At 64.6% G+C, this 23,551-nt stretch carries 23 protein-coding genes and 1 tRNA gene; 9 read left to right on the top strand and 15 right to left on the bottom strand.

Annotated elements, in window-relative coordinates; translation table 11 throughout:
• A complete protein-coding gene (locus K0S66_RS00890) occupies positions 1 to 441 on the bottom strand; it encodes a MarR family transcriptional regulator (protein WP_301073188.1) in 441 nt (146 codons plus the stop codon).
• 78 nt (positions 442 to 519) lie between these two features.
• Between K0S66_RS00890 and hppD the strand changes: the two genes are divergently transcribed.
• The 5 genes from hppD (at position 520) to K0S66_RS00865 (ending at position 4,222) form a co-directional block, all read left to right on the top strand.
• Complete coding sequence (hppD, locus tag K0S66_RS00885; RefSeq protein WP_301073187.1) at positions 520 to 1,557, top strand: 4-hydroxyphenylpyruvate dioxygenase; 1,038 nt, start codon at positions 520 to 522, stop codon at positions 1,555 to 1,557.
• 251 nt (positions 1,558 to 1,808) lie between these two features.
• Positions 1,809 to 3,092, top strand: coding sequence for a homogentisate 1,2-dioxygenase (gene hmgA, locus K0S66_RS00880; RefSeq protein WP_301073186.1), 1,284 nt, complete (start codon positions 1,809 to 1,811; stop codon positions 3,090 to 3,092).
• A complete protein-coding gene (locus tag K0S66_RS00875) occupies positions 3,089 to 3,232 on the top strand; it encodes a hypothetical protein (RefSeq protein ID WP_301073185.1) in 144 nt (47 codons plus the stop codon). The genes hmgA and K0S66_RS00875 overlap by 4 nt, the downstream gene beginning before the upstream one ends.
• Positions 3,220 to 3,567 (top strand): Rieske (2Fe-2S) protein, encoded by a 348-nt coding sequence (locus K0S66_RS00870; RefSeq protein ID WP_301073184.1) that lies wholly within the window; start codon positions 3,220 to 3,222, stop codon positions 3,565 to 3,567. The genes K0S66_RS00875 and K0S66_RS00870 overlap by 13 nt, the downstream gene beginning before the upstream one ends.
• A gap of 10 nt (positions 3,568 to 3,577) precedes the next feature.
• Positions 3,578 to 4,222 (top strand): DsbA family oxidoreductase, encoded by a 645-nt coding sequence (locus K0S66_RS00865; protein ID WP_301073183.1) that lies wholly within the window; start codon positions 3,578 to 3,580, stop codon positions 4,220 to 4,222.
• Positions 4,223 to 4,225: 3 nt separating this feature from the next.
• Here K0S66_RS00865 and K0S66_RS00860 read toward each other — a convergent pair whose 3' ends face one another.
• Positions 4,226 to 4,849: a glutathione S-transferase family protein gene (locus K0S66_RS00860; RefSeq protein ID WP_301073182.1), complete on the bottom strand. Its 624-nt coding sequence runs from the start codon at positions 4,847 to 4,849 to the stop codon at positions 4,226 to 4,228.
• 26 nt (positions 4,850 to 4,875) lie between these two features.
• Complete coding sequence (locus K0S66_RS00855; RefSeq protein WP_301073181.1) at positions 4,876 to 8,037, bottom strand: carboxyl transferase domain-containing protein; 3,162 nt, start codon at positions 8,035 to 8,037, stop codon at positions 4,876 to 4,878.
• A 147-nt stretch (positions 8,038 to 8,184) separates the two neighbouring features.
• Between K0S66_RS00855 and K0S66_RS00850 the strand changes: the two genes are divergently transcribed.
• Entirely contained in the window at positions 8,185 to 9,444 is a 1,260-nt protein-coding gene (locus tag K0S66_RS00850) for an MFS transporter (RefSeq protein WP_301073180.1), read from the top strand.
• Here the strand turns inward: K0S66_RS00850 and K0S66_RS00845 are convergent.
• From K0S66_RS00845 to K0S66_RS00820, 6 genes are all read right to left on the bottom strand, one after another.
• On the bottom strand, positions 9,431 to 9,967 hold the full coding sequence (locus K0S66_RS00845; RefSeq protein WP_301073179.1) for a (2Fe-2S)-binding protein: 537 nt from the start codon (positions 9,965 to 9,967) through the stop codon (positions 9,431 to 9,433). The genes K0S66_RS00850 and K0S66_RS00845 overlap by 14 nt on opposite strands.
• Positions 9,968 to 10,038: 71 nt before the next feature.
• Complete coding sequence (locus tag K0S66_RS00840) at positions 10,039 to 11,160, bottom strand: CaiB/BaiF CoA-transferase family protein (protein ID WP_301073178.1); 1,122 nt, start codon at positions 11,158 to 11,160, stop codon at positions 10,039 to 10,041.
• Positions 11,161 to 11,267: 107 nt separating this feature from the next.
• Positions 11,268 to 12,380, bottom strand: coding sequence for a CaiB/BaiF CoA-transferase family protein (locus K0S66_RS00835; protein WP_301073177.1), 1,113 nt, complete (start codon positions 12,378 to 12,380; stop codon positions 11,268 to 11,270).
• Positions 12,381 to 12,390: 10 nt separating this feature from the next.
• Complete coding sequence (locus K0S66_RS00830) at positions 12,391 to 13,575, bottom strand: acyl-CoA dehydrogenase (protein ID WP_301073335.1); 1,185 nt, start codon at positions 13,573 to 13,575, stop codon at positions 12,391 to 12,393.
• A 139-nt stretch (positions 13,576 to 13,714) separates the two neighbouring features.
• Positions 13,715 to 14,059 (bottom strand): DUF6285 domain-containing protein, encoded by a 345-nt coding sequence (locus K0S66_RS00825; RefSeq protein WP_301073176.1) that lies wholly within the window; start codon positions 14,057 to 14,059, stop codon positions 13,715 to 13,717.
• Positions 14,056 to 15,072 (bottom strand): phosphotransferase family protein, encoded by a 1,017-nt coding sequence (locus K0S66_RS00820; protein ID WP_301073175.1) that lies wholly within the window; start codon positions 15,070 to 15,072, stop codon positions 14,056 to 14,058. Before K0S66_RS00820 ends, K0S66_RS00825 begins: the two co-directional genes overlap by 4 nt.
• A 90-nt stretch (positions 15,073 to 15,162) precedes the next feature.
• Between K0S66_RS00820 and K0S66_RS00815 the strand changes: the two genes are divergently transcribed.
• The 3 genes from K0S66_RS00815 (at position 15,163) to K0S66_RS00805 (ending at position 19,896) form a co-directional block, all read left to right on the top strand.
• Positions 15,163 to 16,530 carry an acyl-CoA dehydrogenase family protein gene (locus tag K0S66_RS00815; protein ID WP_301073174.1) on the top strand — a complete coding sequence of 456 codons (1,368 nt, stop codon included), beginning with the start codon at positions 15,163 to 15,165 and terminating at the stop codon, positions 16,528 to 16,530.
• A 154-nt stretch (positions 16,531 to 16,684) separates the two neighbouring features.
• Positions 16,685 to 17,680 (top strand): nitronate monooxygenase family protein, encoded by a 996-nt coding sequence (locus K0S66_RS00810; RefSeq protein WP_301073173.1) that lies wholly within the window; start codon positions 16,685 to 16,687, stop codon positions 17,678 to 17,680.
• Positions 17,681 to 17,760: 80 nt separating this feature from the next.
• Positions 17,761 to 19,896 (top strand): histidine kinase dimerization/phosphoacceptor domain -containing protein, encoded by a 2,136-nt coding sequence (locus tag K0S66_RS00805; protein WP_301073172.1) that lies wholly within the window; start codon positions 17,761 to 17,763, stop codon positions 19,894 to 19,896.
• Between the two features lie 42 nt (positions 19,897 to 19,938).
• On the opposite strand, the gene K0S66_RS00800 is transcribed toward K0S66_RS00805, so the two are convergent.
• From K0S66_RS00800 to K0S66_RS00775, 6 genes are all read right to left on the bottom strand, one after another.
• A complete protein-coding gene (locus K0S66_RS00800) occupies positions 19,939 to 20,454 on the bottom strand; it encodes a biliverdin-producing heme oxygenase (RefSeq protein ID WP_301073171.1) in 516 nt (171 codons plus the stop codon).
• A 45-nt stretch (positions 20,455 to 20,499) separates the two neighbouring features.
• Positions 20,500 to 20,586: transfer RNA gene (locus K0S66_RS00795), tRNA-Leu, on the bottom strand.
• A gap of 126 nt (positions 20,587 to 20,712) precedes the next feature.
• Entirely contained in the window at positions 20,713 to 21,084 is a 372-nt protein-coding gene (locus K0S66_RS00790; protein WP_301073170.1) for a PilZ domain-containing protein, read from the bottom strand.
• A 143-nt stretch (positions 21,085 to 21,227) separates the two neighbouring features.
• Positions 21,228 to 21,689 (bottom strand): RNA polymerase-binding protein DksA, encoded by a 462-nt coding sequence (gene dksA / locus K0S66_RS00785; RefSeq protein WP_301073169.1) that lies wholly within the window; start codon positions 21,687 to 21,689, stop codon positions 21,228 to 21,230.
• 424 nt (positions 21,690 to 22,113) lie between these two features.
• Positions 22,114 to 22,662, bottom strand: coding sequence for a hypothetical protein (locus K0S66_RS00780; protein WP_301073168.1), 549 nt, complete (start codon positions 22,660 to 22,662; stop codon positions 22,114 to 22,116).
• A 319-nt stretch (positions 22,663 to 22,981) separates the two neighbouring features.
• Complete coding sequence (locus tag K0S66_RS00775) at positions 22,982 to 23,491, bottom strand: host attachment family protein (protein ID WP_301073167.1); 510 nt, start codon at positions 23,489 to 23,491, stop codon at positions 22,982 to 22,984.
• Positions 23,492 to 23,551: the final 60 nt, after the last annotated feature.

Below are 23,551 nucleotides of genomic sequence, written 5' to 3'. Positions count from 1 at the left end.
TCAGGTCTCCAGCGCTGCCATGTCGATCCGGCGCAGCATCGCGACGAAGCGGTCCAGTTCGGCGCGTGAGAACCGAGCGAATATCTTGCTTTCGAGTTCCAGCGCCTTGGGCGCGACGTTGCGATAAAGATCCCGCCCGGCATCGGTCAGCGACAGATGATGCGATCGCTTGTCGCCGGGATTGGGCGCGCGTGCCAGCAGCCCCCGCTCGACCAACGCGATCGCGGCGCGGCTGACCGTTACCTTGTCCATGCGTGTTCGTTCACCGATATCCGCCTGGGTAATGGCCTCCACTTCGGCGATCACGGCTACCAGTCGCCACTCGGGAATGGTCAGGCCAAATAGCGACTCATAGGCCTTGGCGATCCGGTCACTCACCAGGTTGGAAGTGATCGAAAGCCGATACGGCAGGAACCGGTCAAGCACGAGCTGGTTGGTCATGCACGACCGGTAGCATTTGACACGGATCGCTCAAGCCGCGATCATAGTCTCAAATGTTACCAAATGAGGATGCTGCCAATGTCTGCCGATAACCCGCTCGGCCTCAACGGCTTCGAATTCGTCGAATTTACCTCGCCCGATCCCGAAGCGATGGCGAAGCAGTTCGAGCAACTCGGCTTCGTGCCGACGCACCGCCACCCGACGAAGAACATCACCCGCTACAAGCAGGGTCGCATCAACCTGATGCTGAACCGCGACGAGGCGGGCCGGGCGAAGCAGTTCCGCAACGAACATGGCGCCTCGGCCAGCGCGATGGCGTTCCGCGTCGCCGATCCGAAGAAGGCGCTGGAATGGGCGCTCGCCAACGGCGGCAAGCCGACCGAGGAAGACGATACCGTTATCATGGGTATCGGCGGCTCGTACCTCTATTTCATCCAGGACGGTATCGACCTGTATGAAAACTGGGCCGAGTTCGACGGCTGGCGCGAGGCGGAGGCGAAGAACAACGTCGGCCTCGATCTGCTCGATCACCTCACCCACAATGTCCGCCGCGGCCAGATGCAGGTGTGGAGCCAGTTCTACCGCACGCTCTTCAACTTCGAGGAGCAGAAGTATTTCGACATCAAGGGCAAGGCGACCGGCCTGTTCAGCCAGGCGATGATCGCGCCGGACAAGGCGATCCGCATCCCGCTGAACGAAAGCCAGGACGACAATTCGCAGATCGAAGAATTCATCCGCGAATATCAGGGCGAAGGCATCCAGCACCTCGCACTGACCACCGACGACATCTACGACACGGTCGAGCGCCTGCGCGCCCGCGGCGTGAAGCTGCAGGACACGATCGAGACCTATTACGAACTGGTCGACAAGCGCGTTCCCGGCCATGGCGAGGATCTCGAGCGGCTCCGCAAGAACCGCATCCTGATCGACGGCTCGGTCGAGAATGATGAAGGCATCCTGCTGCAGATCTTCACCGAGAACATGTTCGGCCCGATCTTCTTCGAGATCATCCAGCGCAAGGGCAACGAAGGCTTCGGCAACGGCAACTTCCAGGCGCTGTTCGAAAGCATCGAGCTCGACCAGATCCGTCGGGGCGTCATTAAGGTCGATGCGTAAGCATCGACCGGATGCGAGCGCGAAGGCGCTCGCCCCCGACCGGCCAGCGCGGCAAAGCCGGCGCACAAGGCGCGGCTTTGCCGCGTCTGACGCGCCGGCGGGCAGAACGCGCTACACAGCCCAGCCGCACCCCGTCACTCCGGCCCTGTGCCAGAGTCCGGCCCTCCGCGAACTCCACAAAAGCAGGACACGCGGCACGCTGGATGCCGGGAAAAGCCCGGCATGACGAAGCGATAAACGGAGAGGCACGAATGCCGACCGAAAACCACTACACTCCAGGCTTCGGCAACCATGTCGCGACCGAAGCAGTGCCGGGCGCCCTCCCTATCGGCCGCAACTCGCCGCAGAAGCCGCCCTTCGGCCTCTATGCCGAGCAGCTCTCCGGCACCGCCTTCACTGCGCCGCGCCACGAGAACCGCCGCTCCTGGCTGTATCGCCTGCGCCCCTCAGCCGAGCATCCGCCGTTCACCCGCTACGAAGGCGCGGCGCGCTTCGCGCCCGGCACCGTCAGGGAACCGCTCGCGCCCAATCGCCTGCGCTGGGATCCGGTCACCGGTGGCACTGGCGTCGACCTCGTCGAGGGCATGACGACGATGCTCGCCAATCGCGATCCCGCCGATCTCGAAGGCGTCGCGATCCACGTCTACGCCGCGGATCGCGACATGGAGAACCGCGTCTTCGTCGATGCCGATGGCGAATTGCTGTTCGTGCCGCAGGAGGGCCGCCTGGCGCTCCTCACCGAGCTCGGCCGAATCGACATTGCCCCCGGCCAGATCGCGCTGGTGCCGCGCGGCGTCCGCTTCCGGGCACTGCTGCCGGATGGGTCTGCACGGGGCTATGCGCTGGAAAATCACGGCGCCATGTTCCGCCTGCCCGATCTCGGCCCGATCGGCGCCAACGGCCTTGCCAACCCGCGCGACTTCGAAACGCCCAATGCGTGGTTCGAGGATCGCGGCGAACCCTGCGAGGTGATCCAGAAATACCTCGGCAGCCTGTGGCGGACCGAGCTCCATCACTCGCCGCTCGATGTGGTCGCGTGGCACGGCAATCTCGCACCGTGGCGCTATGATCTGGCGCACTTCAACACCATCAACACCGTCAGCTTCGATCATCCCGATCCGTCGATCTTCACCGTGCTGACCTCGCCGTCGGACGTGCCGGGCCGCGCCAATGCCGATTTCGTGATCTTCCCACCGCGCTGGATGGTCGCGGAAGACACGTTCCGCCCGCCCTGGTTCCACCGCAACATCATGTCCGAGGCGATGGGCCTGATCACCGGCGCCTATGACGCCAAGGCCGAGGGCTTCCGCCCCGGCGGCCTCTCGCTGCACAATCTGCTGAGCGGCCACGGGCCGGACAAGGCAACGTGGGACGCGGCCTCGAACGCCGATCTGAAGCCGCACAAGATCGGCGGCACGATGGCGTTCATGCTGGAAAGCTGCTGGCCCTATCGCCCCACCAGCTTCGCGCTGCAGCACGCCCAGCCGGATTACGACGCCTGCTGGGCCGATTTCCCGAAGGCGGTTCTTCCATGATCCTTCGCTTGGGCGAAGCGATCGCGGCGGCGGTGGACGCCTTGCTTCCGTTCGTCCCGAGCGCAGTCGAGGGACGTGTCGCAAACGGTGGAGGGGCGAGTTCCGCCTCGTGGAAGCTGGCGGTAACGTGGAACGCCTGAGCGCCACCCCCGCCGGCATCGCGCTCGGCCCGCTCGATCAGATCGCGGACGGCGCCGCGCGCAGCTTCGTCATCGAAATGCGCGCCGGCCGCTTCCACGGTTTCGCGGTTCGGCGCGGCGATCAGGTGTTCGGCTACGTCGATCGCTGCCCGCACATGAGCTTGCCGCTCGCGCAGAAGCTCGACGATTATGTCGCCGCGGATCGCATCGCGTGCAGTTGGCACGGCGCGCTGTTCGATATCGAAAGCGGTGCGTGCCTTGGCGGCCCCTGCCCCGGCACTGCCTTGACGCCATGGCCGCTTCGGGTGGAGGCTGGCGCGATCATCACCGCCTGAAGGAGAGGCCATGGCAACGCGAACTCTACGGCTGGATATCGTCTCCGATATCGTCTGCCCCTGGTGCGTCATCGGCCTCGCCAATCTCGAAACTGCGCTCGCTGCTACTGGCGAGGACGTGCCGGTGGAGATCACCTTCCACCCGTTGCAGCTCAATCCCGGCTTGCCGCCGGAAGGCGAGGCCACCGCCGACAACATGGCGCGCAAGTACGGGATCACGCCAGAACAGGCGCGTAGCCGCGGCGGGGGCGTGAAGGCGGCGGCACAAGAGGCCGGCGTCGTGATGGCAGGCCGCCCGCAGCGGCTTTACGACACGTTCGATGCGCACCGCCTGCTTCATTGGTCGCGCGTTCAGGGGCGCCAGCGCGCCCTGAAACACGCCCTCTTCGGGGCCTATTTCGAACAGGGTCACAATGTGTCCGATCGAGAGGTGCTAGCCGACGCCGCCAAGGCCGCTGGGCTTGATCGGCAGCAGGCCGTGACGATCCTGGCGCGCGGCGACTATTCCGCAGAGGTGCACGATGACGAGATCGAATGGCGATCCGAAGGGATCACGTCAGTCCCGACCATCGTCGTCGATCGTGAGTTTGTCATTAGTGGCGCTCAGCCGCCCGAACGGATCGAACGGGCACTGCGCAAGCTGAGCGCCCGCTAGACGTTAAGCCTCCACCTTTTGCGCTGCCTTCGCGCGGGCAAAGCCGTCGCGCGATTTCAGGCGTTGCCAATAGGCAGCAACTGCGGGCGGGAAGCCGGAGTCGATCTTCAGACTCTTCGCCAGCAAGAGTGCATATCCCACTGAAATGTCGGCCATGGTAAACCGGCCTGCGACAAGATGGTCGCGGTCGACAAGCGCGCGCTCGACATGCCGCAGCCGTGAATGAAACCATTGTGCATAGTCATCCGCCGCTTGCGGCAGGCGGCGTTCGGGCGGCTCCAACATGCGATAGCGCAGCACCAAGGTCTGCGGGAACGTGAGCGTTGCCTCACCGAAATGCAGCCAATTCAACCAGGCGCCGTACTCGGGGGCGTCAGGATCCACGGCGAGGTCCGTCGGACCGTGACGAACCGAGAGATACTGCGCGATGGCGGCTGATTCCGTCATCCGTGTATCGCCATCGATCAGCAAAGGGATGGTGCCAAGCGGATTGGCCTCGAGATACTCTGGCTGTCGGGCACGCGGCGGGAAGGGCATGACGTGCAACTGGTAAGGGAGTTGCATCTCCTCCAGCGCCCACAAGGCACGAAAAGAGCGCGCGTCGGCGCAATGGTACAATTCGATCACTGAGAATCCTCACCTTCTTCCGTCGGTCACCATGTATCGATGTAGCGGCCGGAACGCTTGGCGGGCGCACACGCCAAGCCTCGCAGCAACCACGCGCGGGTGTCCGCCGGGTCGATCACCGCGTCGATCTCCAGATATTGCGCGACGGACACCGCTTTGCCTCGTTCATAGGAGTTGGCGACAAGCTGCTGATATCGCTCGTCTCGTGCTGCTGGATCGGCGATGGCCTCAAGCTCCTTCCGATAACCCAGCCGCACTGCCCCCTCCAGGCCCATTCCGCCGAACTCACCGGTCGGCCAAGCAATCGTGAATGGCCCGGCGTGCAGCGAGCCACCGGCCATACCCTGCGCGCCAAGGCCATAGGCCTTCCGCACGACTACGGTGAATATCGGCACGGACAACGCCGCTCCGACGATGAACATGCGCGACGCGCGCCGGATCGGCGCGGTCTTCTCCGCCTCGGGCCCCACCATGAAGCCCGGCGTGTCGCACAGCGAGACGATCGGCACGCCAAAGGCATCGCACAACTGGAAGAAACGCGCTGCCTTGTCCGCGCCCTCTGCGTCGATGGCACCCGACAGGTAACGGCAATCGTTGGCGATCAACCCCACTGCCCGACCGTCGATCCGGGCCAGTCCGGTGATCATCCCCTTGGCATAACCGCCCCGCAATTCGATGAAGCTGTCGACATCGAACAGCCCGTGGATGACGCGACGGATGTCGAACACGCGCAGGCGGTTCTCCGGCACCACATGCCGGAGCAGCCGTTGATCGGGCGCCTCGCCGCCGGTGATGCGGCCTTGGAAATACGACAGCAGGCGCCGTGCATAATCGGTCGCCTCCGCCTCATCCTCTGCCAGCACGTCGATCGCACCGCTGTTCCAATGAACCCCGACGGGGCCGACTTCCTTGGGCGAAAAGACGCCCAGACCGCCGCCTTCGATCATCGCCGGTCCGCCCACGCCGATGTGGGCGTCCTGCGTCGCAATGGTGATGTCGCAGCTGCCGAACAGCACCGCATTGCCCGCGAAGGCATAGCCCGACGTGATACCGATCCGCGGCGCAACACCGGATAAAGCCGCGAAGCTGCGGAACGTCGGCACGTCCAGACCGGTCGCCCCGACAGAATCGACGTCTCCCGGCCGACCGCCGCCGCCCTCGGTATAGAAGACGATCGGCAGCTTCATATCCGACGCGATGCCAAGCAGCCGGTCGGTCTTGCGATGGTTGTTGTGCCCCTGCGTGCCGGCAAGGACGGTATAGTCATAGGCGAGGCCCATGCACTTGGCCGCTTCTTCGCCATGCTGCGCCGCGTTGACGGTACCAATGCCGCCGATCATCCCGTCGGCCGGCGTGTTGCGCATCAGGTCGTCCAGCGGGCGGCGCCGGCGCTGCGCGGCAATAGTCAGCGCGCCATATTCGATGAAGGTGCCCTGATCGAACAAGTCGGCTATATTCTCGCGCGCTGTCCGCTGCCCGGTCTTGCGCCGACGAGCGACTGACTCGGGCCGGTTCTCATCCAGACCGGGCGCATGTCGCTCCCGCACCTCGGCCAGATCCGGCCGAATCATGTCCGGATCGACGAAGGTGGCCGCATCCGCGCCTTCGTCGCCTCCTTCGACGGCATCCATCGTCAGAAAACCGGCGCCTTCTTCGATCACGCTGTTCAGCGACGCCGCGATGTTCCTGACGACGCCACCGCGAACAGCAACAACGGCGTGCTGCATCTTCAGCGCTTCGATCGTCCCAACCTCTGCGCCTGCGCGGACGGCGTCTCCCACCGCGACGTTGATCGCGACAACGACGCCAGAGAGCGGCGCCGCAATCGCTGTGGAGCCGCCGGTATCCGGGGCACTATCCTCAGCGACCGCAGATTGCGCCGGCATCAGCCCCGCGGCGTTCCGATCTAACCAGCCGGTGTCTATCGCATGACCGGCGACTTCGTCTCGCTCCAACAGGTGGGCGAGCAGCGCAAGGTTGGTTCGGACGCCGTCGACCCGGATCTCCGAAACCGCACGCCTGGCGCGCGCCAGCAGCATCGGCCAGTCCGCTGCGTGAACGATGACCTTGCCGATCATGGGGTCAAAGCGCGGATTGGCGACCATCCCCACCCTCGCCGCACTGTCCACCCGCACCCCTGGCCCACCGGGCAAGGTCAAGGCAGTGATCGTCCCACCAGACGGCCGCGGCGATCCATCAGAACCGAACGTTTCGGCGTTGATCCGCAACTGGATCGCGACACCGCGCGGCTCTGCGGGGCGTGTCGGAAGCGGCTCACCGCCGGCAAGGCTCAGTTGCAGCGCGACGAGATCAAGCCCCAGCACCTCTTCCGTGATCGTATGCTCCACCTGGAGCCTTGGATTGACCTCAAGGAAGGCAAACACGTCAGGATGATCGGACGGCAGCGTGCGATCGACGAGGAACTCGGCGGTGGCCAGGCCGACATAGCCCGTTCCTTGAAGCAGTTTGATGGCCGCGTCCGTGATCCGCGCTTCCACCGCCGGATCGAGTTCCTGTGCTGGCGCGATCTCGATGATCTTCTGATGCCGGCGTTGCAGCGAGCAATCCCGTGTGCCCAATGCGAGCACTCGCCCGGCCTGGTCTCCGGCTAGCTGAACCTCGATATGCCGCGCATCGGGGATATATCGCTCCACGATGACCTCGGCAGAGCCGAAGGCAGCGAGCCCTTCGGCGCGCGCTGCAGTTATTTGCGCGTCCAGGCTCGCGCGGTCGTGAACGATGCGGATCCCGCGCCCGCCGCCGCCAGCTACCGCCTTCACGATCACCGGGCCGTCAGTCGCAACACCCTCGGCAAGCACCGGCACGCCAGTTGCCGCCGCATGCCGCTTCGCCGCAGCCTTGTCGCCGAAAAGTGCCAGCAATTCAGGTGTCGGGCCGACGAACTGCAGCGATGCACCGGCACATGCCGCGGCGAAGTCGGCGTTCTCGCTGAGGAACCCGTAGCCGGGATGAACCGCATCACAGCCGCTCGCCTGCGCGGCGGCGATCAAGGCCGCTCCGTCCAGATAGGCGGCGGGACCCTCCGCGGAGAGTGCAATAGCTACGTCGGCGGCCGCGACATGGGCGGCGTCGGCATCATCGGCGGAGTAGACGGCTACCGTCCTGATCCCCAGCGACGCGGCGGTTCTTGCAACACGAATCGCGATCTCGCCGCGATTGGCAATCAACAGGCTTTTTATCGCGCCTCTCCCTTCAGTCTTCTTTCACGCCGTTACGGCGGTGCATCAACCTCTTTTCACCTCTTCTACGCGGGTGTGTAAGGAGCGCTGCACCGGTCGAACCCCGTGGGTTCGTCGTTAGAACAGGTTGAAGGCATGAACCCGCGGCTGAAATCAATCATCGGTGGATCGACGGGCAATCTCGTCGAATGGTATGATTGGTACGCCTATGCGGCTTTCTCGCTGTATTTCGCGCCGCACTTCTTCCCGGCGGAGGATCGCACAGCGCAACTGTTGAGCGCGGCGGCGGTGTTTGCCGTTGGCTTCGTGATGCGACCGATCGGCGCCTGGATCATGGGTGTCTATGCCGATCGTCGAGGGCGCAAAGCCGGCCTGACGCTGTCAGTGACGTTGATGTGCGCAGGGTCCCTCCTGATCGCGGTCACTCCGGGATACGCTACCATCGGCGTCTTCGCCCCGGCCCTGCTGGTGCTCGCCCGCCTCATGCAGGGGCTGTCGGTCGGCGGCGAATATGGCGCCAGCGCAACTTACCTGTCGGAGATGGCCGGCCGCGAGCGGCGCGGTTTTTACTCCAGTTTTCAGTACGTCACGTTGATTGCTGGACAGCTGACCGCATTGCTCGTGCTCCTGGTACTGCAGCTCGTGATGGATGAAGCCACGCTCGATGCCTGGGGCTGGCGGGTGCCCTTCGCAATCGGCGGCGTGCTGGCGATCGTGGTGTTCCGCATTCGCCGCGGGCTTGCAGAAACCGAGAGCTTCAAGAAGAGCACCGGGCCGAAATCGGGCTTCTGGACGCTGGTGACGCATCATCCGCGCGAGACCGCGACCGTCATGCTGCTGACCGCGGGAGGCACGCTCGCCTTCTACGCTTACTCGATCTACATGCAGAAATTCCTTGTAAATACCAGTGGGTTCGATCGGGAGGTTGCCAGCCGAATCAATGCGGTGACGCTGTTCTTCTTCATGTGTCTGCAACCGATCGCCGGGGGTCTGAGCGATCGTATCGGACGAAAACCGCTGATGGTCACGTTCGGCATCCTGGGTTGCCTGCTCACCTATCCGATCTTCGTTGCGCTTGAGACCGCGCGCAATCCGATCGTTGCAGGGCTGCTCGTGATGGCGGCGTTGGTGATCGTGACGGGGTACACGTCGATCAATGCCGTCGTGAAGGCTGAGCTGTTCCCCGCCAACATCCGCGCGCTGGGTGTCGCCCTGCCCTATGCGCTGGCGAATACGCTATTCGGCGGGACCGCGGAATATGTCGCGCTAAAGTTCAAGGACCTCGGATGGGAACGCGGCTTCTACTGGTATGTGACGGGAATGATTGGAGTATCTCTGATTGTCTACCTGCGTATGCGTGACACGCGCGCGAACAGCAGGATCACCGAGGACTGAGGGCCGGGATTGAACGTGCGGCCTCCGCCGGGTCCACTCCAGGGCGGGCGCCGGCGTTGATCGTTTCGTCGCCACGGGCAACGCGCGCCGCCTTTTGAACGGCCTCGACGAGGCGGGGATAGATGCCGCACCGGCACAGATTGGTGACCGACCGGCGAATATCGGCCTCGGACGGATCACGCCTGTCCTTGATCAACACCGCCGCGGCCATCACCATGCCGGGAATGCAGAAGCCGCATTGCACCACGTTGCCGTCGAGCATCGCCAGCTGAACCGGATGTGCGCGATCGCGGGACAAGCCCTCGATCGTCGTGACGAAGCTTCCCTCCACTTGCGCGATCGTCACCTGACAGGACCGTACCGCCCGGCCATCGACATCGACGGTACAGGCTCCACAGGCGCCGGTGCCGCAGCCATATTTGGCGCCGGTCAGATTGGACGCATCCCGCAGCGCCCAGAGGAGCGGCGTGTCTGGGTCGAGCAGATACTCGACCGCTTCATTATTGACGGTCAGCTTCGTCATACGCGCGTCTTAGCGGGAAATCCCGAGACGAACAGCGCCACCCCGACGCACGGTCGAGGTGGCGATCCCGATCAATAGCCGAGTGCGGCGATTTCGTCCGGTGCGAAGCCTAAGTCGCGGAGCACGGCGGCGTCCTGCCGCTCACCCCCCAGGTCGGGCGCCACGGTGCCGCTCTTGGAATAGCGCGGCGCCGGCGCCGGCTGCTTGATCCCGCCGGCCTCAACAAAGGTGCCGCGCGCCTGGTTGTGCGCATCATTATAGGCGTCGTCGAACCCGAGCACCGGGGCAAAGCAGACGTCATGACCCTTGAACGCGTCGACCCATTCGTTGCGCGACCTGGTCTTGAACAAGGCAGTCAGTTCGTCCTTCAGCGCCGGCCATTGCCGCTGGTCCATCTGCGCCGACCATTTGTCGTCACTCAGGCCCATGACCTTGCGGAACTCGGCGTAGAATTGCGGTTCGATCGCGCCGAGCGAGATGAACTTGCCGTCGCTCGTTTCATAGGTGTCGTAGAAATGCGCTGCGGTATCGAGCAGGTTGGTGCCACGCTCGTCGCTCCACCGTCCCATGCCGCGGAAGCCCCACATCATCGTCATCAGCACCGCCGACCCATCGGTCATCGCGGCGTCGACCACCTGTCCCTCACCCGTGCGGGCGGCATGAAGCAGCGCGGCGAGCATGCCATAGGCGAGGAACATGCCGCCGCCGCCGAAATCACCAGCGAGATTGATCGGCGGGGTTGGCTTCTCACCCTTGCGGCCGAAGGCATGAAGCGCGCCTGAAATGGCGATGTAATTGATGTCGTGACCCGGCTCCGACGCCATCGGCCCATATTGGCCCCAGCCCGTCATGCGCCCGTAAACCAGCTTCGGATTGTCGGCGAGCAGCACGTCGGGACCCAGCCCGAGACGCTCCATCACGCCGGGGCGATACCCCTCGATGATGGCATCGGCGTCTTTCACAATCTTGCGCACCGCGGCGATCGACTTCGGATCCTTCAGGTCCATGCCGATCGACTTGCGGCTGCGCAGCAGCGGATCCTTCTCCGCGACGCCATTGCCCTGCGTTTTGCCTGGACGATCGATACGGATCACCTCCGCGCCATGATCGGCCAGCATCATGCCGGCAAAGGGACCCGGGCCGATCCCGGCAAACTCGACAACACGGATACCGGCAAGGGGTGGCGTGCTCACGGATGCTCTCTCCTGTATAATTTACGGGAGGGGTATCGCGGCATGAACGCGAGCACAACAAAAGTTATGCCGCTTGACGTCGGTCGAGGGCGCGGCTTCTGCCTGCGTTAAGCCCGTGGCAGTGGCGGCGCGCCCTTGTCCAACGCAAGATCCGCGTCCGAGAAACGGATCGGCGTGCGTAGCCCAGCGATCGGTCGCGTTTCGTTCACCGGCAGCACCATATCGCGCGCCTGCACCTGCGGATCGTTCAGCGCCTGCTCGACGGTGTTGATCGGGCCCGCGGGTACCCCCGCCGCCTCCAGCTTTGCCAAAAGATCGTCACGTTCGAACGTGCGGCAGCGTTCCTCGATCAGCGCGAACAAGGGCGCGCGATGCTCGATCCGCCCTGCGTTGCTGTCCCAGCGCGGGTCCGGCCCAATGCCGACGATCGCGGCAAAGCGGTGATATTGCGCGTCATTGCCCACGGCGAGGATGAACCAGCCGTCGCTGGTCGGGAACACCGCATAGGGGCTGACGTTGGCATGGGCGTTGCCCATCCGCGGCGGGTTCTCGCCGCTGGCGAAGTAATTCGCCGCCTGATTGGCGAGCACGCCGACCATCGTATCAAGCAGTGCACAATCGACCTGCTGCCCGCGACCAGTCCGTGCGCGCATCATCAACGCCGCCTGGATGCCGATCGTCGCATAGAGCCCTGTCATCACGTCCGCGAAGGCAACGCCGATCTTCTGCGGCGCGCCGTCGGGCTCCCCGGTCAGCGACATGATCCCGCCCATGCCCTGGATGATGAAATCATAGCCGGCGCGATGGGCGTAGGGCCCGGTCTGGCCGAAGCCCGTGATCGAACAATAGACAAGGCGCGGATGATCGGGCGCGAGGCTCGCATAATCGAGGCCGTATTTGGCGAGCCCGCCGACCTTGAAGTTCTCGATCACTACATCCGCATCGGCGATCAGCGCCTTCACCCGTGCGACATCTTCGGCCTTGGTAAAGTCGGCAATGATGCTCGTCTTTCCGCGGTTGCACGCATGGTAATAGGCCGCCGCCCGGTCGCCATCGTGCTCCACGAACGGCGGGCCCCAGGTCCGCGTGTCGTCGCCAGCCGGGCTTTGCACCTTGACCACTTCGGCGCCGAGATCTGCCAGGATCTGCCCCGCCCAGGGGCCCGCAAGGATGCGGGCCAGCTCGACCACCTTGATGCCCTTGAGCGGGGTGTCCTTCATGGGTCGGCGCTCAGAACGCCGGGATGCCGGTGATCGCGCGGCCCAGGATCAGCGCGTGAACGTCATGCGCCCCCTCATAGGTGTTCACCGTTTCCAGGTTCATCACGTGGCGCATCACCTGATATTCGCCCGAGATGCCGTTGCCGCCGTGCATGTCGCGCGAAACACGGGCGATATCGAGCGCCTTGCCGACATTATTGCGCTTCACGATGGAGACCATTTCGGGCGCGAAGCGGCCCTCGTCCATCAGGCGACCCACGCGCAAGCTTGCCTGCAGACCGAGCGCGATCTCCGTCTCCATGTCAGCCAGCTTCTTTTGATATAGCTGAGTCGCGGCGAGCGGCCGGCCGAACTGATGCCGATCAAGGCCATATTGCCGCGCGGCGTGCATGCAGAATTCCGCCGCGCCCATCGCGCCCCAGCTGATGCCGTAGCGTGCGCGGTTGAGGCAGCCGAACGGTCCCTTCAGCCCCTCGACATCGGGCAACAGCGCGTCCTCGCCGACCTCGACATCGTCCATCATCACCATGCCGGTGATCGAGGCGCGCAAGGAGAGCTTGCCCTCGATCTTGGGTGCGGACAGGCCCTTCATGCCCTGTTCCAGCACGAAGCCGCGGATCGCGCCGCCATGCGCGTCGCTCTTCGCCCAGATGACGAAAACGTCGGCGATCGGCGCGTTGGAGATCCACGTCTTGCTGCCGCTGATGCGGTAGCCGCCGTCGGTCTTCACTGCGCGGGTCTTCATGCCGCCGGGGTCGGAACCGGCGTCAGGCTCAGTCAGGCCGAAACAGCCGATCCATTCGCCGCTTGCGAGCTTGGGGAGGTACTTTCGCTTCTGCTCCTCCGAGCCATAAGCGTGGATCGGGTACATCACGAGGCTGGACTGAACGCTCATCATCGAGCGGTAGCCCGAGTCGATCCGCTCCACCTCACGCGCGACGAGGCCATAGGCGACGTAGGAAGCGCCGACGCCGCCATATTCCTCCGGCACGGTCGGGCCCAGCAGGCCGAGCGCACCCATTTCGCGGAAGATTTCGGGATCGGTGTGTTCGTTGGCGAAGGCGTCGATGATGCGCGGCGCGAGCTTTTCCTCAGCGTAGGCGCGCGCGGTATCGCGCACCATCCGCTCGTCCTCGGTCAGTTGCTCGTCGAGAAGAAAGGGATCTGCCCAGTCAAACGCGCCCATGCCGGCCATAATCTGCTCCACCTACACCTAAATCGCCTCGCCGTGGTGGGCCGAAGTACCTTTCGCACCCCACTTGGGGTTGGCGTAAAGGCGCCATCGACATGCCGCGGCCGGCGTTGTCTGGAGCGGCTATAGCGACTGGAGCGAGTCAGCCAAGCGTATGGGCATATTTGGGCTGGTCGATCGCGATCGTATCGAGCGCCGTCGCCTTGAGATGCGCGACCAGCGCGGGATCATCGGGCGCAATCGTCCCGCTGCGAATTGCTGCGACCAGGGCGGCGTCCAGCTCGTCGCGCGTGCCGGTGCGATGCAACAGCGCGCGCATCCGCTCCACAGCGCGCTCGTCCGCCGCGGGGCTCATCGCCATGTCGCGCGCGGCGATCTCCAGCGCATTGCGCGCCACGCGCAGGCCAAAGACGCTGGCGCTGCCGTCGACCGGCAGCCATTGCGCGACGCCCGCCACCAGTTCCTGCGCGGTGGGATGCGTGATCATGCCGCGTTCCTTTCGATGATCGCCACGATGTCGGCCTCTGTTTCCGACAGGCGGCGCCCGATCACGCCTCGCTCGGGGCCGGCGGTCGGGTCAGAGGCGAAGCTGGCGTACATGCCCATCGTCATGACGCCCCACTTGAGGCTGCCGAGCATCGACCAGAAATCGACTCGAGCGGCGCTGATCGGCTCGCCGCCCGCTTCGGCATAGCCGTCGAGCAGGTCCTGCACCTCGCCGAAGCCGCCGACGTAACGGTCCGGGCGGCCGAACTTCCAGCTGTTGGTGCATAGCCAGCCCATGTCCTCGGCCGGATCGCCGACGTGCACCAGCTCCCAGTCGAGCACCGCGACCAGACCCTGTTCGGGATCGACCATGATGTTGCCGTTGCGGAAATCGCCATGGACGAAGCGTGACGTGACCTTCTCCTTCGGCAGCCTTTTCTCCAGCCAGCGGAACGCCGCCTCGATCGTCGGCCGTACGGCGCCAGTCGCGCGCCAGGTCGCCTCGTAATTGGCGAGGGTGGTTTCGGCGTCGGTCTGGTCCAGGCCGGACAGCGGCTCGACCGAATGGATCCGCGCCAAGGCCGCGCCGCATTGCCGCGCCAGTTTCCCGCGTGCCGGCTCGAACGCGGGATCGCCGGTGATCTTCTTCCCCAGCGTCTCGCCGCCGACCCGGTGCATGACATACGCCTCGTCCAGCCCGTCCGCCTCCTCGTCGCAGACATAGGTGACGATCGGTGCCGGCACGCCGGCCTCGACGGCGCGGGCGATCGCCTCCGCCTCGCGGCGCAGCGGCGGTTTCGACACGGCGGAATTTTCCACCATTCGCGTTCGTCGCCGCAGGATAAGCGGAGTCTTGCTCTCCCCCTCACCCACCGCATCGAACGCCCATGTCTCCATGCTCGCGCCGCCGGTCAGCCGTACCAGATTCTCGACGCGCCCGGCCCCGGGGGCCATGCGCGGTGCGAGCGCCGACAGTCGTCGCGCCAACTCGTCTTTCGAAAGCCTCTCCGCCATCGCCCCTCAGCTTGTTTTAATTAAGGGCTTTAAAATCCGTGAGAGGCCGCTACGCAAGTTAAAAGAGTCGACTTAATTCGGGAGAGGGCCATGGATTTCGGATTGCCGCAGGATCTGCTCGACTATCTCAAGGAGCTGGATGCCTTCATCGAAGCGGAGATCAAACCGCTGGAAGACGCGGACGATAATGTCCGCTTCTTCGACCACCGGCGCGAATATGCGCGGACCGATTTCGAGGCCGGCGGCCTGCCGCGCCACGAATGGGAAGGATTGATGCGCGAGGCAAAGCGCCGCTCGGACAAGGCAGGCCATTTGCGCTTCGCCATGGATCCCAAGTTCGGCGGCAAAGGCGGATCGAACCTGTGGATGTGCGTCATCCGCGAGTATCTCGCCGCCAAGGGCCTCGGCCTCCACAACGATCTGCAGACCGAGCATTCGATCGTGGCGAACAACCCGTTCGCCAAGATGTTCGACGATTTCGGCACCGAGGAGCAGAAGGAAGAGTTCATCACCGGCACGCTGAACGGCACCCGGCGAGTGACCTTCGGCCTGACTGAACCGTATCACGGCTCCGACGCGACCCACATGGAAACGCGTGCGGTACCCGAATCGCGTAACGGCGTGCCGGGCTATGTCATCAACGGCGAGAAGATGTGGACGACGGGCATGCACGTCGCGACGCATTGCGCGCTGTTCGCCCGCACCAGCGGCGATGATGGCGCGGCGAAGGGCATCACCTGCTTCCTGGTGCCGACCGACGACGAAGGCGTGAAGATCGAGGAATATCTCTGGACCTTCAACATGCCGACCGATCACCCGCGCGTCAGCTTCAGCGACGTGTGGGTGCCAGAGACGACGATCTTCGGCGATCCGGAGAACGGTCTGCCGGTCGCGCAGGCGTTCGTGCACGAAAACCGCATTCGCCAGGCCGCGTCATCGCTGGGCGCTGCGACCTACTGCATCGAGGAATCGATCCGCTACGCGCGCCAGCGCAAGCCCTTCGGTGAGGATCTCGCCCGCAATCAGGCGATCCAGTTCCCGCTGGTGGAACTCGCCACCCAGGCCGAGATGCTTCGCCTGCTGATCCGCAAGACCGCCTGGGAAATGGATCAGATGCCGCACCACGAGGTGGAAAAGCGCCTCTCGGACAAGGTCTCGATGTGCAATTACTGGGGCAACCGCCTCTGCTGCGAGGCGGCCGATCGCGCGATGCAGGTGCATGGCGGCATCGGCTATTCGCGCCACAAGGCGTTCGAGCACATCTATCGCCACCACCGCCGCTATCGCATCACCGAAGGCGCGGAAGAGATCCAGATGCGCAAGGTCGCCGCCTTCCTGTTCGGCTACCTTGGCCCCCGCCGGCAGGAGTTCAAGGAACTCGACTGGAGCGACGTCGACTATCGCAACAGCCAGATCCGCCCGCGCTCCGGCAAGCAGGCGCTCGGCAGCGTCTTCTGATCGGTAGCCACCGCCTGTCACCGCCGCGCCCAGACGACGTGCGGTGGCGGACAGGTCGGGGCGGCCCCACGCCGAGCGGACTTGCGACACCGCTACGTTCGGCATAACATCTGTTACGTTAGTGCGCCCGACGAGGCGCCCATGGGAGAGGGAAATGCTCAAGACGCGGTTCACCGAAGCGTTCGGGGTCGAATATCCGATCGCGCAGGGCGGCATGCAGTGGGTCGGCAAGGCGCATCTGGTCGCCGCCGTGGCCAATGCTGGCGCGCTAGGTTTCGTCACGGCGCTCACGCAGCCGACGCCGGAAGACCTGGCCAAGGAAATCCAGCGTACGAAGGATCTCACCGACAAGCCGTTCGGCGTGAACCTGACGATCCTGCCAACCATCACCCCCCCGCCCTACGCCGAATATCGCCGCGCGATCATCGAAGGCGGGATCAAGGTGGTCGAAACTGCCGGCTACAAGCCGCAGGAACATATCGATGATTTCAAGGCGCACGGGATCAAGGTGATCCACAAGTGCACCGCCGTGCGCCACGCGCTTTCGGCCGAGCGGATGGGCGCCGACGCGATCTCGATCGACGGGTTCGAATGCGCTGGCCACCCTGGCGAGGATGATATTCCCGGCCTGATCCTGATCCCGGCCGCGGCCGACAAGATCAAGGTTCCGATGCTGGCATCGGGCGGGTTCGGCGACGGACGCGGCCTGGTTGCGGCGCTCGCGCTCGGCGCGGACGGCATCAACATGGGGACGCGTTTCTGTGTCACGCAGGAAGCGCAGATCCCGGACACCTTCAAGCAGCAGATGGTGGAAAATGACGAACGGGCAACCGACCTAATCTTCCGCACGCTGCACAACACCGCCCGCGTGATGAAGAACAAGGTGAGCCAGGAAGTCGTCGCCATCGAACGCAAGGGCGGCGCCGAGTTCAAGGACGTTCAGCATCTGGTGGCCGGTGCGCGCGGCCGCGCCGCAATGGAGAATGGCGATACGCAGGACGGCATCTGGTCGGCCGGCATGGTGCAGGGCCTGATCCACGACGTGCCCACCGTAAAGGAGCTGGTCGACCGTATCGTGGCCGAGGCGGAGCAGATCATCGAGGGTCGTCTTCAGTCGATGATCAGCCGGTACGCCGAAGCCGCTGAGTAACAACGGATATAACCTGGATCAGTTGCGCGGCTCGTTCGAGTACGCCATGCGAACTCCTCTTGTGGTGTTAGGGGAAGGTCATGGCGAGCCTAAGCGAGCGGGCCGCGCCCCCATTGTCGGAATGTGATCGCGAGCCGATCCATATCCCCGGAGCAATCCAGCCACATGGCCTGTTGCTCATCGCTGATCCGGAAACGCTGACGGTCGTCGCCGGTGCGGGCGCGCTGGAAGAAGTGTTTGGCACCGGCTGGCTCGGTGCTCCGCTCGCGCAGCTACTGGCTCAGGATATCGCCGGACGGATGGCCGCCACCCTCGCTGGGCCTGGGGGGATCATTCGCGGCGATCCTCTGAAGATCGAAGATCGCCTGTACGACGTGGCAATCCATCGCGGCGGCGAGCAGGTGATCGTTGAACTGGAGCCGACCGGCGCGGAGCCGCTGCTCGCTGGCGACATCCTGTCATGGATGGACATCATCGCCGCGGGGTTCGAACGCGCGAGCAACCTTCAGATGTTGTGCGCGCGCGCGGCCAGCGCCTTTCGCGCTCTGACCGGGTTCGACCGCGTCATGGTGTATCGCTTTCTTGATGACGAAGCCGGCCGAGTGGTGGGCGAGGATCGCGATCCGACGCTGGGCACGTTCATGCACCATCATTTCCCCGCCGCTGATATACCGCGCCAGGCGCGCGCGCTGTACGTTCGCAATCGCGCCCGGGTGATCCCGGACGTGAGCTATTCGCCCGCGCCGATCCGCCCCGCGCATTATAGCGGCACGGATCTGAGCGACGCGTCGCTCCGCAGTGTCTCCCCCATCCACGTCGACTACCTGCGCAACATGGACGTCGGCGCCTCCGCGTCGATCTCGATCGTCAAGGACGGCGTGCTGTGGGGGTTGATCGCCTGTCATAACCGTACGGCCAAGCTGATGCCGATCGACATCCGGCTGGCCGCTACCACGCTAGCGGGCGGCCTCGCGCGGCAGATCCGCGCAAAAGAGGAGGCGGAAAGCTACCGCGAGCGGCTGGCGCTGCGTGCCGCGGAGGATTCGCTGGCCCCCGCCTTGACGCCGCCGCTGACGCGCGCGGTCGGCGATCGGCACGATGACCTTCAACGCATGCTGGACGCCGATGGCGTAGCATTGGTCCATGCCAAGGGCGTCGATTGCTATGGTCGATGCCCGGCAAAGCGCGACGTCGAGGCAATCGCCGAATGGCTGGCCGAGCGGAACACCACCGAAGCATTCGTCACGCACATGCTGGCGAGCCAGTACCCGCCTGCCGCTGAGTTTGCCGACAAGGCAAGCGGCCTGCTGGCGGTGCCGGTCCCGGAGGAGCAGGCGATCCTGCTCTGGTTCCGCGCCGAGGAGGTCGAAGAAATTGAATGGGCCGGCAACCCGCACAAGGGCGTCGGGCATGATCCGCTCGCTATCCTGACGCCGCGGACGTCATTCGAATCGTGGCGTGAGACCGTGCGGGGGCGCTCGCGCCGCTGGACGCTCGAACAGATAGAAGCGACGCATCGCCTGCGCCGGACGTTCCGCGACGCACGCGATTCGCGCGAGCGGCAGCGCCTGTTTCAGGAACTGGAGCGCGCCGTCGCCGACAAGGATAGCGCGCTGGCGCAGAAGGACGTGCTGATGAAGGAGGTGGACCATCGCGTCCAGAACAGCCTCCAGCTCGTCTCCGCCTTCCTCTCGCTACAGGCACGTGATGCCGGCCCGGGACAAGTTGCCGACCAGTTGACCGAAGCCCGATCCCGCCTGTCCGCGGTCGCGCTGGTCCATCGTCGCCTGTACCGCGACGATCAGATCGAGACGGTGGATCTCGGCCGCTATCTTGAGGAGCTGGTGCAGGATCTGCGCGGGTCGCTGGGGCATGAATGGGCCTCGCAGATGACGGTCGACCTGACGCCACTGCTGATTCCAACCGATCGGGCGATCAGTGTGGGACTGATCGCGTCGGAGCTGGTCATCAACGCGACAAAATATGCCTATGAGGGCACGACCGGCCCGATCGACATCGCGCTGGAGCAGTATCGCAATCGCTTCCGGTTGATCGTGGCGGATAATGGCGGCGGCGTCTCCGGCGACCGTGTCGGCTTTGGCAGCCGCATGATGCAGGCCGTTGTCGGGCGGCTCAACGGCACCCTGGATCATGCCGACAACAGCCCCGGCCTGCGCGCCATCCTGACCGCGCCGATCGAGGACGGTACGCTTTAGCGGGGAAGATCCCGCGCCCGGCCGCACGCAATGAACCGACGCTCATGCGGCGGGTTCATGCGCCGCAGCTTCGTACAGTTCGAAGGTTTGAAGCGCACCCGTGATCATCGCCTCGTGCCATTCGTCGTTCCGTCCCGCGGCGGCCTGATCGATTGCGGTCCGGATCGCCCGCCACTCCCCCGGCTCATGTACGGCCGACAGATACGCATGCGGCATACCGGCAGCGACACGTCGCGCGAGCAAACCACCGCCCAGCCGCGATCCCTCCACGACGTATAAGGCGCCCCACGCAGCCGCGACTGACGTCGACACGGTTTCAATCGGCAGGTCGACATTGACGCCCAGTGCGTCGAGGTCTGCGGCAAGCAGCGGCGTGCGCCGTCGCAGCACCGGCCACACCTGCGCGGCGCGCGCCTCCGCTGCGGGCAGCGCGCGCGCATGCGCCAATAGAAATCGGCGGTAGGCAGCGGGATCGGCAAAGTCATGGGCGGCAAAGGCCGAATCGACCGTGTCGTGAGCGGGGGCGGTACGGGAGCGAAGCAGGGAAATTGCGGACATTGGCCGCGCGATGCCCGATGGGGCCGCCGGCGTCGAGCCGGCTTGTGGTACGGGTGGTCGGACTCGAACCGACAATCTGTTGCCAGAGGCGGATTTTGAGTCCGCTGCGTCTACCAATTCCGCCACACCCGCGTGCCCGGAGCGCGCCTTTGGCATGAACCGGGTTATCCCGTCCAGCCCGCGATCGGCGTTGCTGTTACTTTATCGTTAGCCGCAACTCGCCTTCCCTATCTTCCCACCGGGGCGCGTGAAATCCGATCAGCCGGGGAAGCGCATCGTCCGTGGCTCGGACTGGTCAGGATTGCCGCTGCTGACCGGCTTGCGCGCGCGCTGCGGATCGATCGGGCGATCAAAGGCGATACCGGCCCGTCCCTCCGTCTGCCACGCGACCCGACCAGAGACCAGCCCAATCCCGCGCAGTTCGATCTGGACAGCAGACTCCGGCGACACCGGCTCGGGAAGCTCTGCCATCAGGCCACCGGCCGACAGGTTGCGCACCCGCACCGACAGGTCATTCGGCATGCCTTCCACCTTCAGACGCGCCAGCAGCAGCAGGCTGTCACGCCCGCGGTCGCCGGTCGCGGCCGTGTTGGAATCGTCCAGGAAGATGCTCGTGGAAGGGGAGTCCATGGGCGAGGACTATTCCAGCATGTGTTTACGAAATGCAAACGAACTGCCGCCAGACTGTGCCATTTAGGACCAGTCTTGAAATCGCACTCACGCGCCGTGGAATCGCAGCAATGCAGCGCGCAGCATCGCCCGAAAGGGCAGCGCTAGTCCTCGCGCGAAATCTTTTCGTTGCGTTCGTGCCGCTCCTGCGCCTCGACGGTCATGGTCGCGATCGGACGCGCCTCGAGCCGGCCCAAGCTGATCGGCTCCCCGGTCACTTCGCAATAGCCATATTCGCCATCGTCGATCCGCCGCAGCGCCGCCTCGATCTTGCCAATCAACTTGCGCTGCCGATCCCGCGTGCGCAGTTCGATCGACCAATCGGTCTCGCTCGACGCGCGGTCGTTCAGGTCAGCCTCGCGCAGCGAATCGACCTGAAGCTGCGACAGCGTGCCTTGCGATTCCCGAAGGATCGCATCCTTCCAAGCCAACAGCTTGGCACGAAAATATTCCTGCTGTCGGGGATTCATGAACGGTTCTTCCGGACTGGGACGATAACCGTCGTCGTTTGCAGCCCCTAGGGCTGCTGGGTCTATCTGATCCACGCGATTGTACGCCGTCGCCATCGACCTATCTCCCCGCCCGCGTCAGGGTGTCGTAGCACCACCGCGCCCCGGAGGGGGCCTATAGACGCGCAGCAGACAACCGACAAGCACTCGCAAGCGTATAAAAGTGCTTATTTGATATTCGCTTGCGCCGACATGAACGAATTAACGGCTCGATCGATGTCCCGGACTGACACGATGACGCAAAATTGCGCGCTGCCACTGCGGATTTTACGGGTTATTGGACGATAAGACGATCCATTGCTGTTGAGTTTAAGGCTTTGTTCTGCACCTTGAGCGCACAGGGGCAGCAACGCTTTTGAAGAACATAGGCGGCCTGAGGGTCACCACCAGAATGAGAAAGTGACATCATGTCGGTGCGGATGGCTTTGGCGAAACTCTGCGCTTGCACCGTTGGCGGTGCAATCGTGGGCGGGGGCGCGGTTCACGTCGCCGAAACCCAGAAGGCGCGCAGTTCGTACACCAAGTTCGTGAAAACCGCGCCGAAGAAGGTCGTCAAACGCGTACCGCGCAAGAGCACCGTCCGCCGCGTCGTCCGGGCGGCGACCCCGCCGGTCTGCGCGCCGACGGTCGTGACCGTCGCCTCGCAGGCGGCCCCCATTCCCGTTCCGCTGCCTCCTGCGCCATCGGTCGTATCGGGCGGCGGTGATGTCGCGCCGATCGTCGGCGGCGGCTGGGGCGGCGGCTTTGGCGGCGGCGGCTTCTTCGCTGGTGGGTTCTTCGGCGGATCGGGCGGATCAGGTTCGAGCGGGATCGTGATCTCCTCCACGTCCAGCTCCAGCGGCGGGTCAACCTCCACATCGTCGGGTGGGTCGTCCACCTCCACCGGTGGCTCATCGACCTCTACGTCCACCGGCGGCTCCTCGACATCCACCTCCACCGGCGGTTCGTCGACCTCGTCCTCGACGTCCACGGGATCGTCCACTTCCTCTTCGACGTCGTCGTCCACGTCGGGTTCGACTTCCGGCTCCACCTCGAGCTCATCCTACGGCTCGTCTTCGAAGGGCTGGGGCTCGTCGTCCAAGGGATGGGGTTCCTCGTCGAAGGGCTGGTCCTCGAACGGCGGGCATCATGGCAACAGCAGCGGCAACCCGTCGCCGGTCCCCGCGCCGCCGATGATGATCCTCTTCGGCGCGGCTGCCGCTGCCCTCGTCGCGCGGCGCCGCTTCGCCAAGAAGGTGCAGCCGGCCGGCTGAACGCTCCCTCACTTGGCGACATGGCGCAAGAAAGGGCGGCGCTCCTGATCGGGAGTGCCGCCCTTTCTGCATTAATCGGTCAGGCGCTGCGGTGGCTCAAGCGTCGAGCAGCGCCTTTTCGATATCGGTGATCGGGTGACCGGTCAGGTCCTTCGCAAGCTCTCCCGACAATCGATCGGTCACTTCCTTGTGATAGTGTTTACGCAATTCACCGAGCGTCTTGGGCGGCGCAATCACGATCAGCGAATCATATTCGTTGGAAAAGGCGCGCTTCTTCAGCAGCTCCGCGGCGTCGGCTGCGAAGCGGTCCTCCTCCAGCTGGTGGAAGTCGGTTTCGCCCAGCGAGCCTCGCGATGGCGCAAATTGCGCGCCGGAACCCTGCGCATGGTTCGACCCGTTGCGCGCGATCGACGGAGCGCCAGGGCCAGATTGGGTTGACGACGCCCGGCCTGCCTTGTCGGTCTTCTGATCAAGGTCTGACGGGTTGGGCCGTTCCTCGGCATGTTCGACCGTCAGGTTCGGGTGCACCTCGTCGCCCTCGTTGCGCAGGAACAGCAGCTTGCGGCCATCCGCGACCAGAACGACGGAATTGTGCGGCACGTGCATGAGCAAGGTCTCCTGTTTTATTGCCTGTCGTTCGAACCAACGCGCCGCCGGCCGGCCGGG

It is taken from the genome of Sphingomonas sp., assembly GCF_029239295.1.
Lineage (GTDB): Bacteria > Pseudomonadota > Alphaproteobacteria > Sphingomonadales > Sphingomonadaceae > Sphingomonas.
The sequence above is the reverse complement of the archived record's forward strand: the minus strand, read 5'-3'. Positions and strand labels throughout refer to the sequence as shown.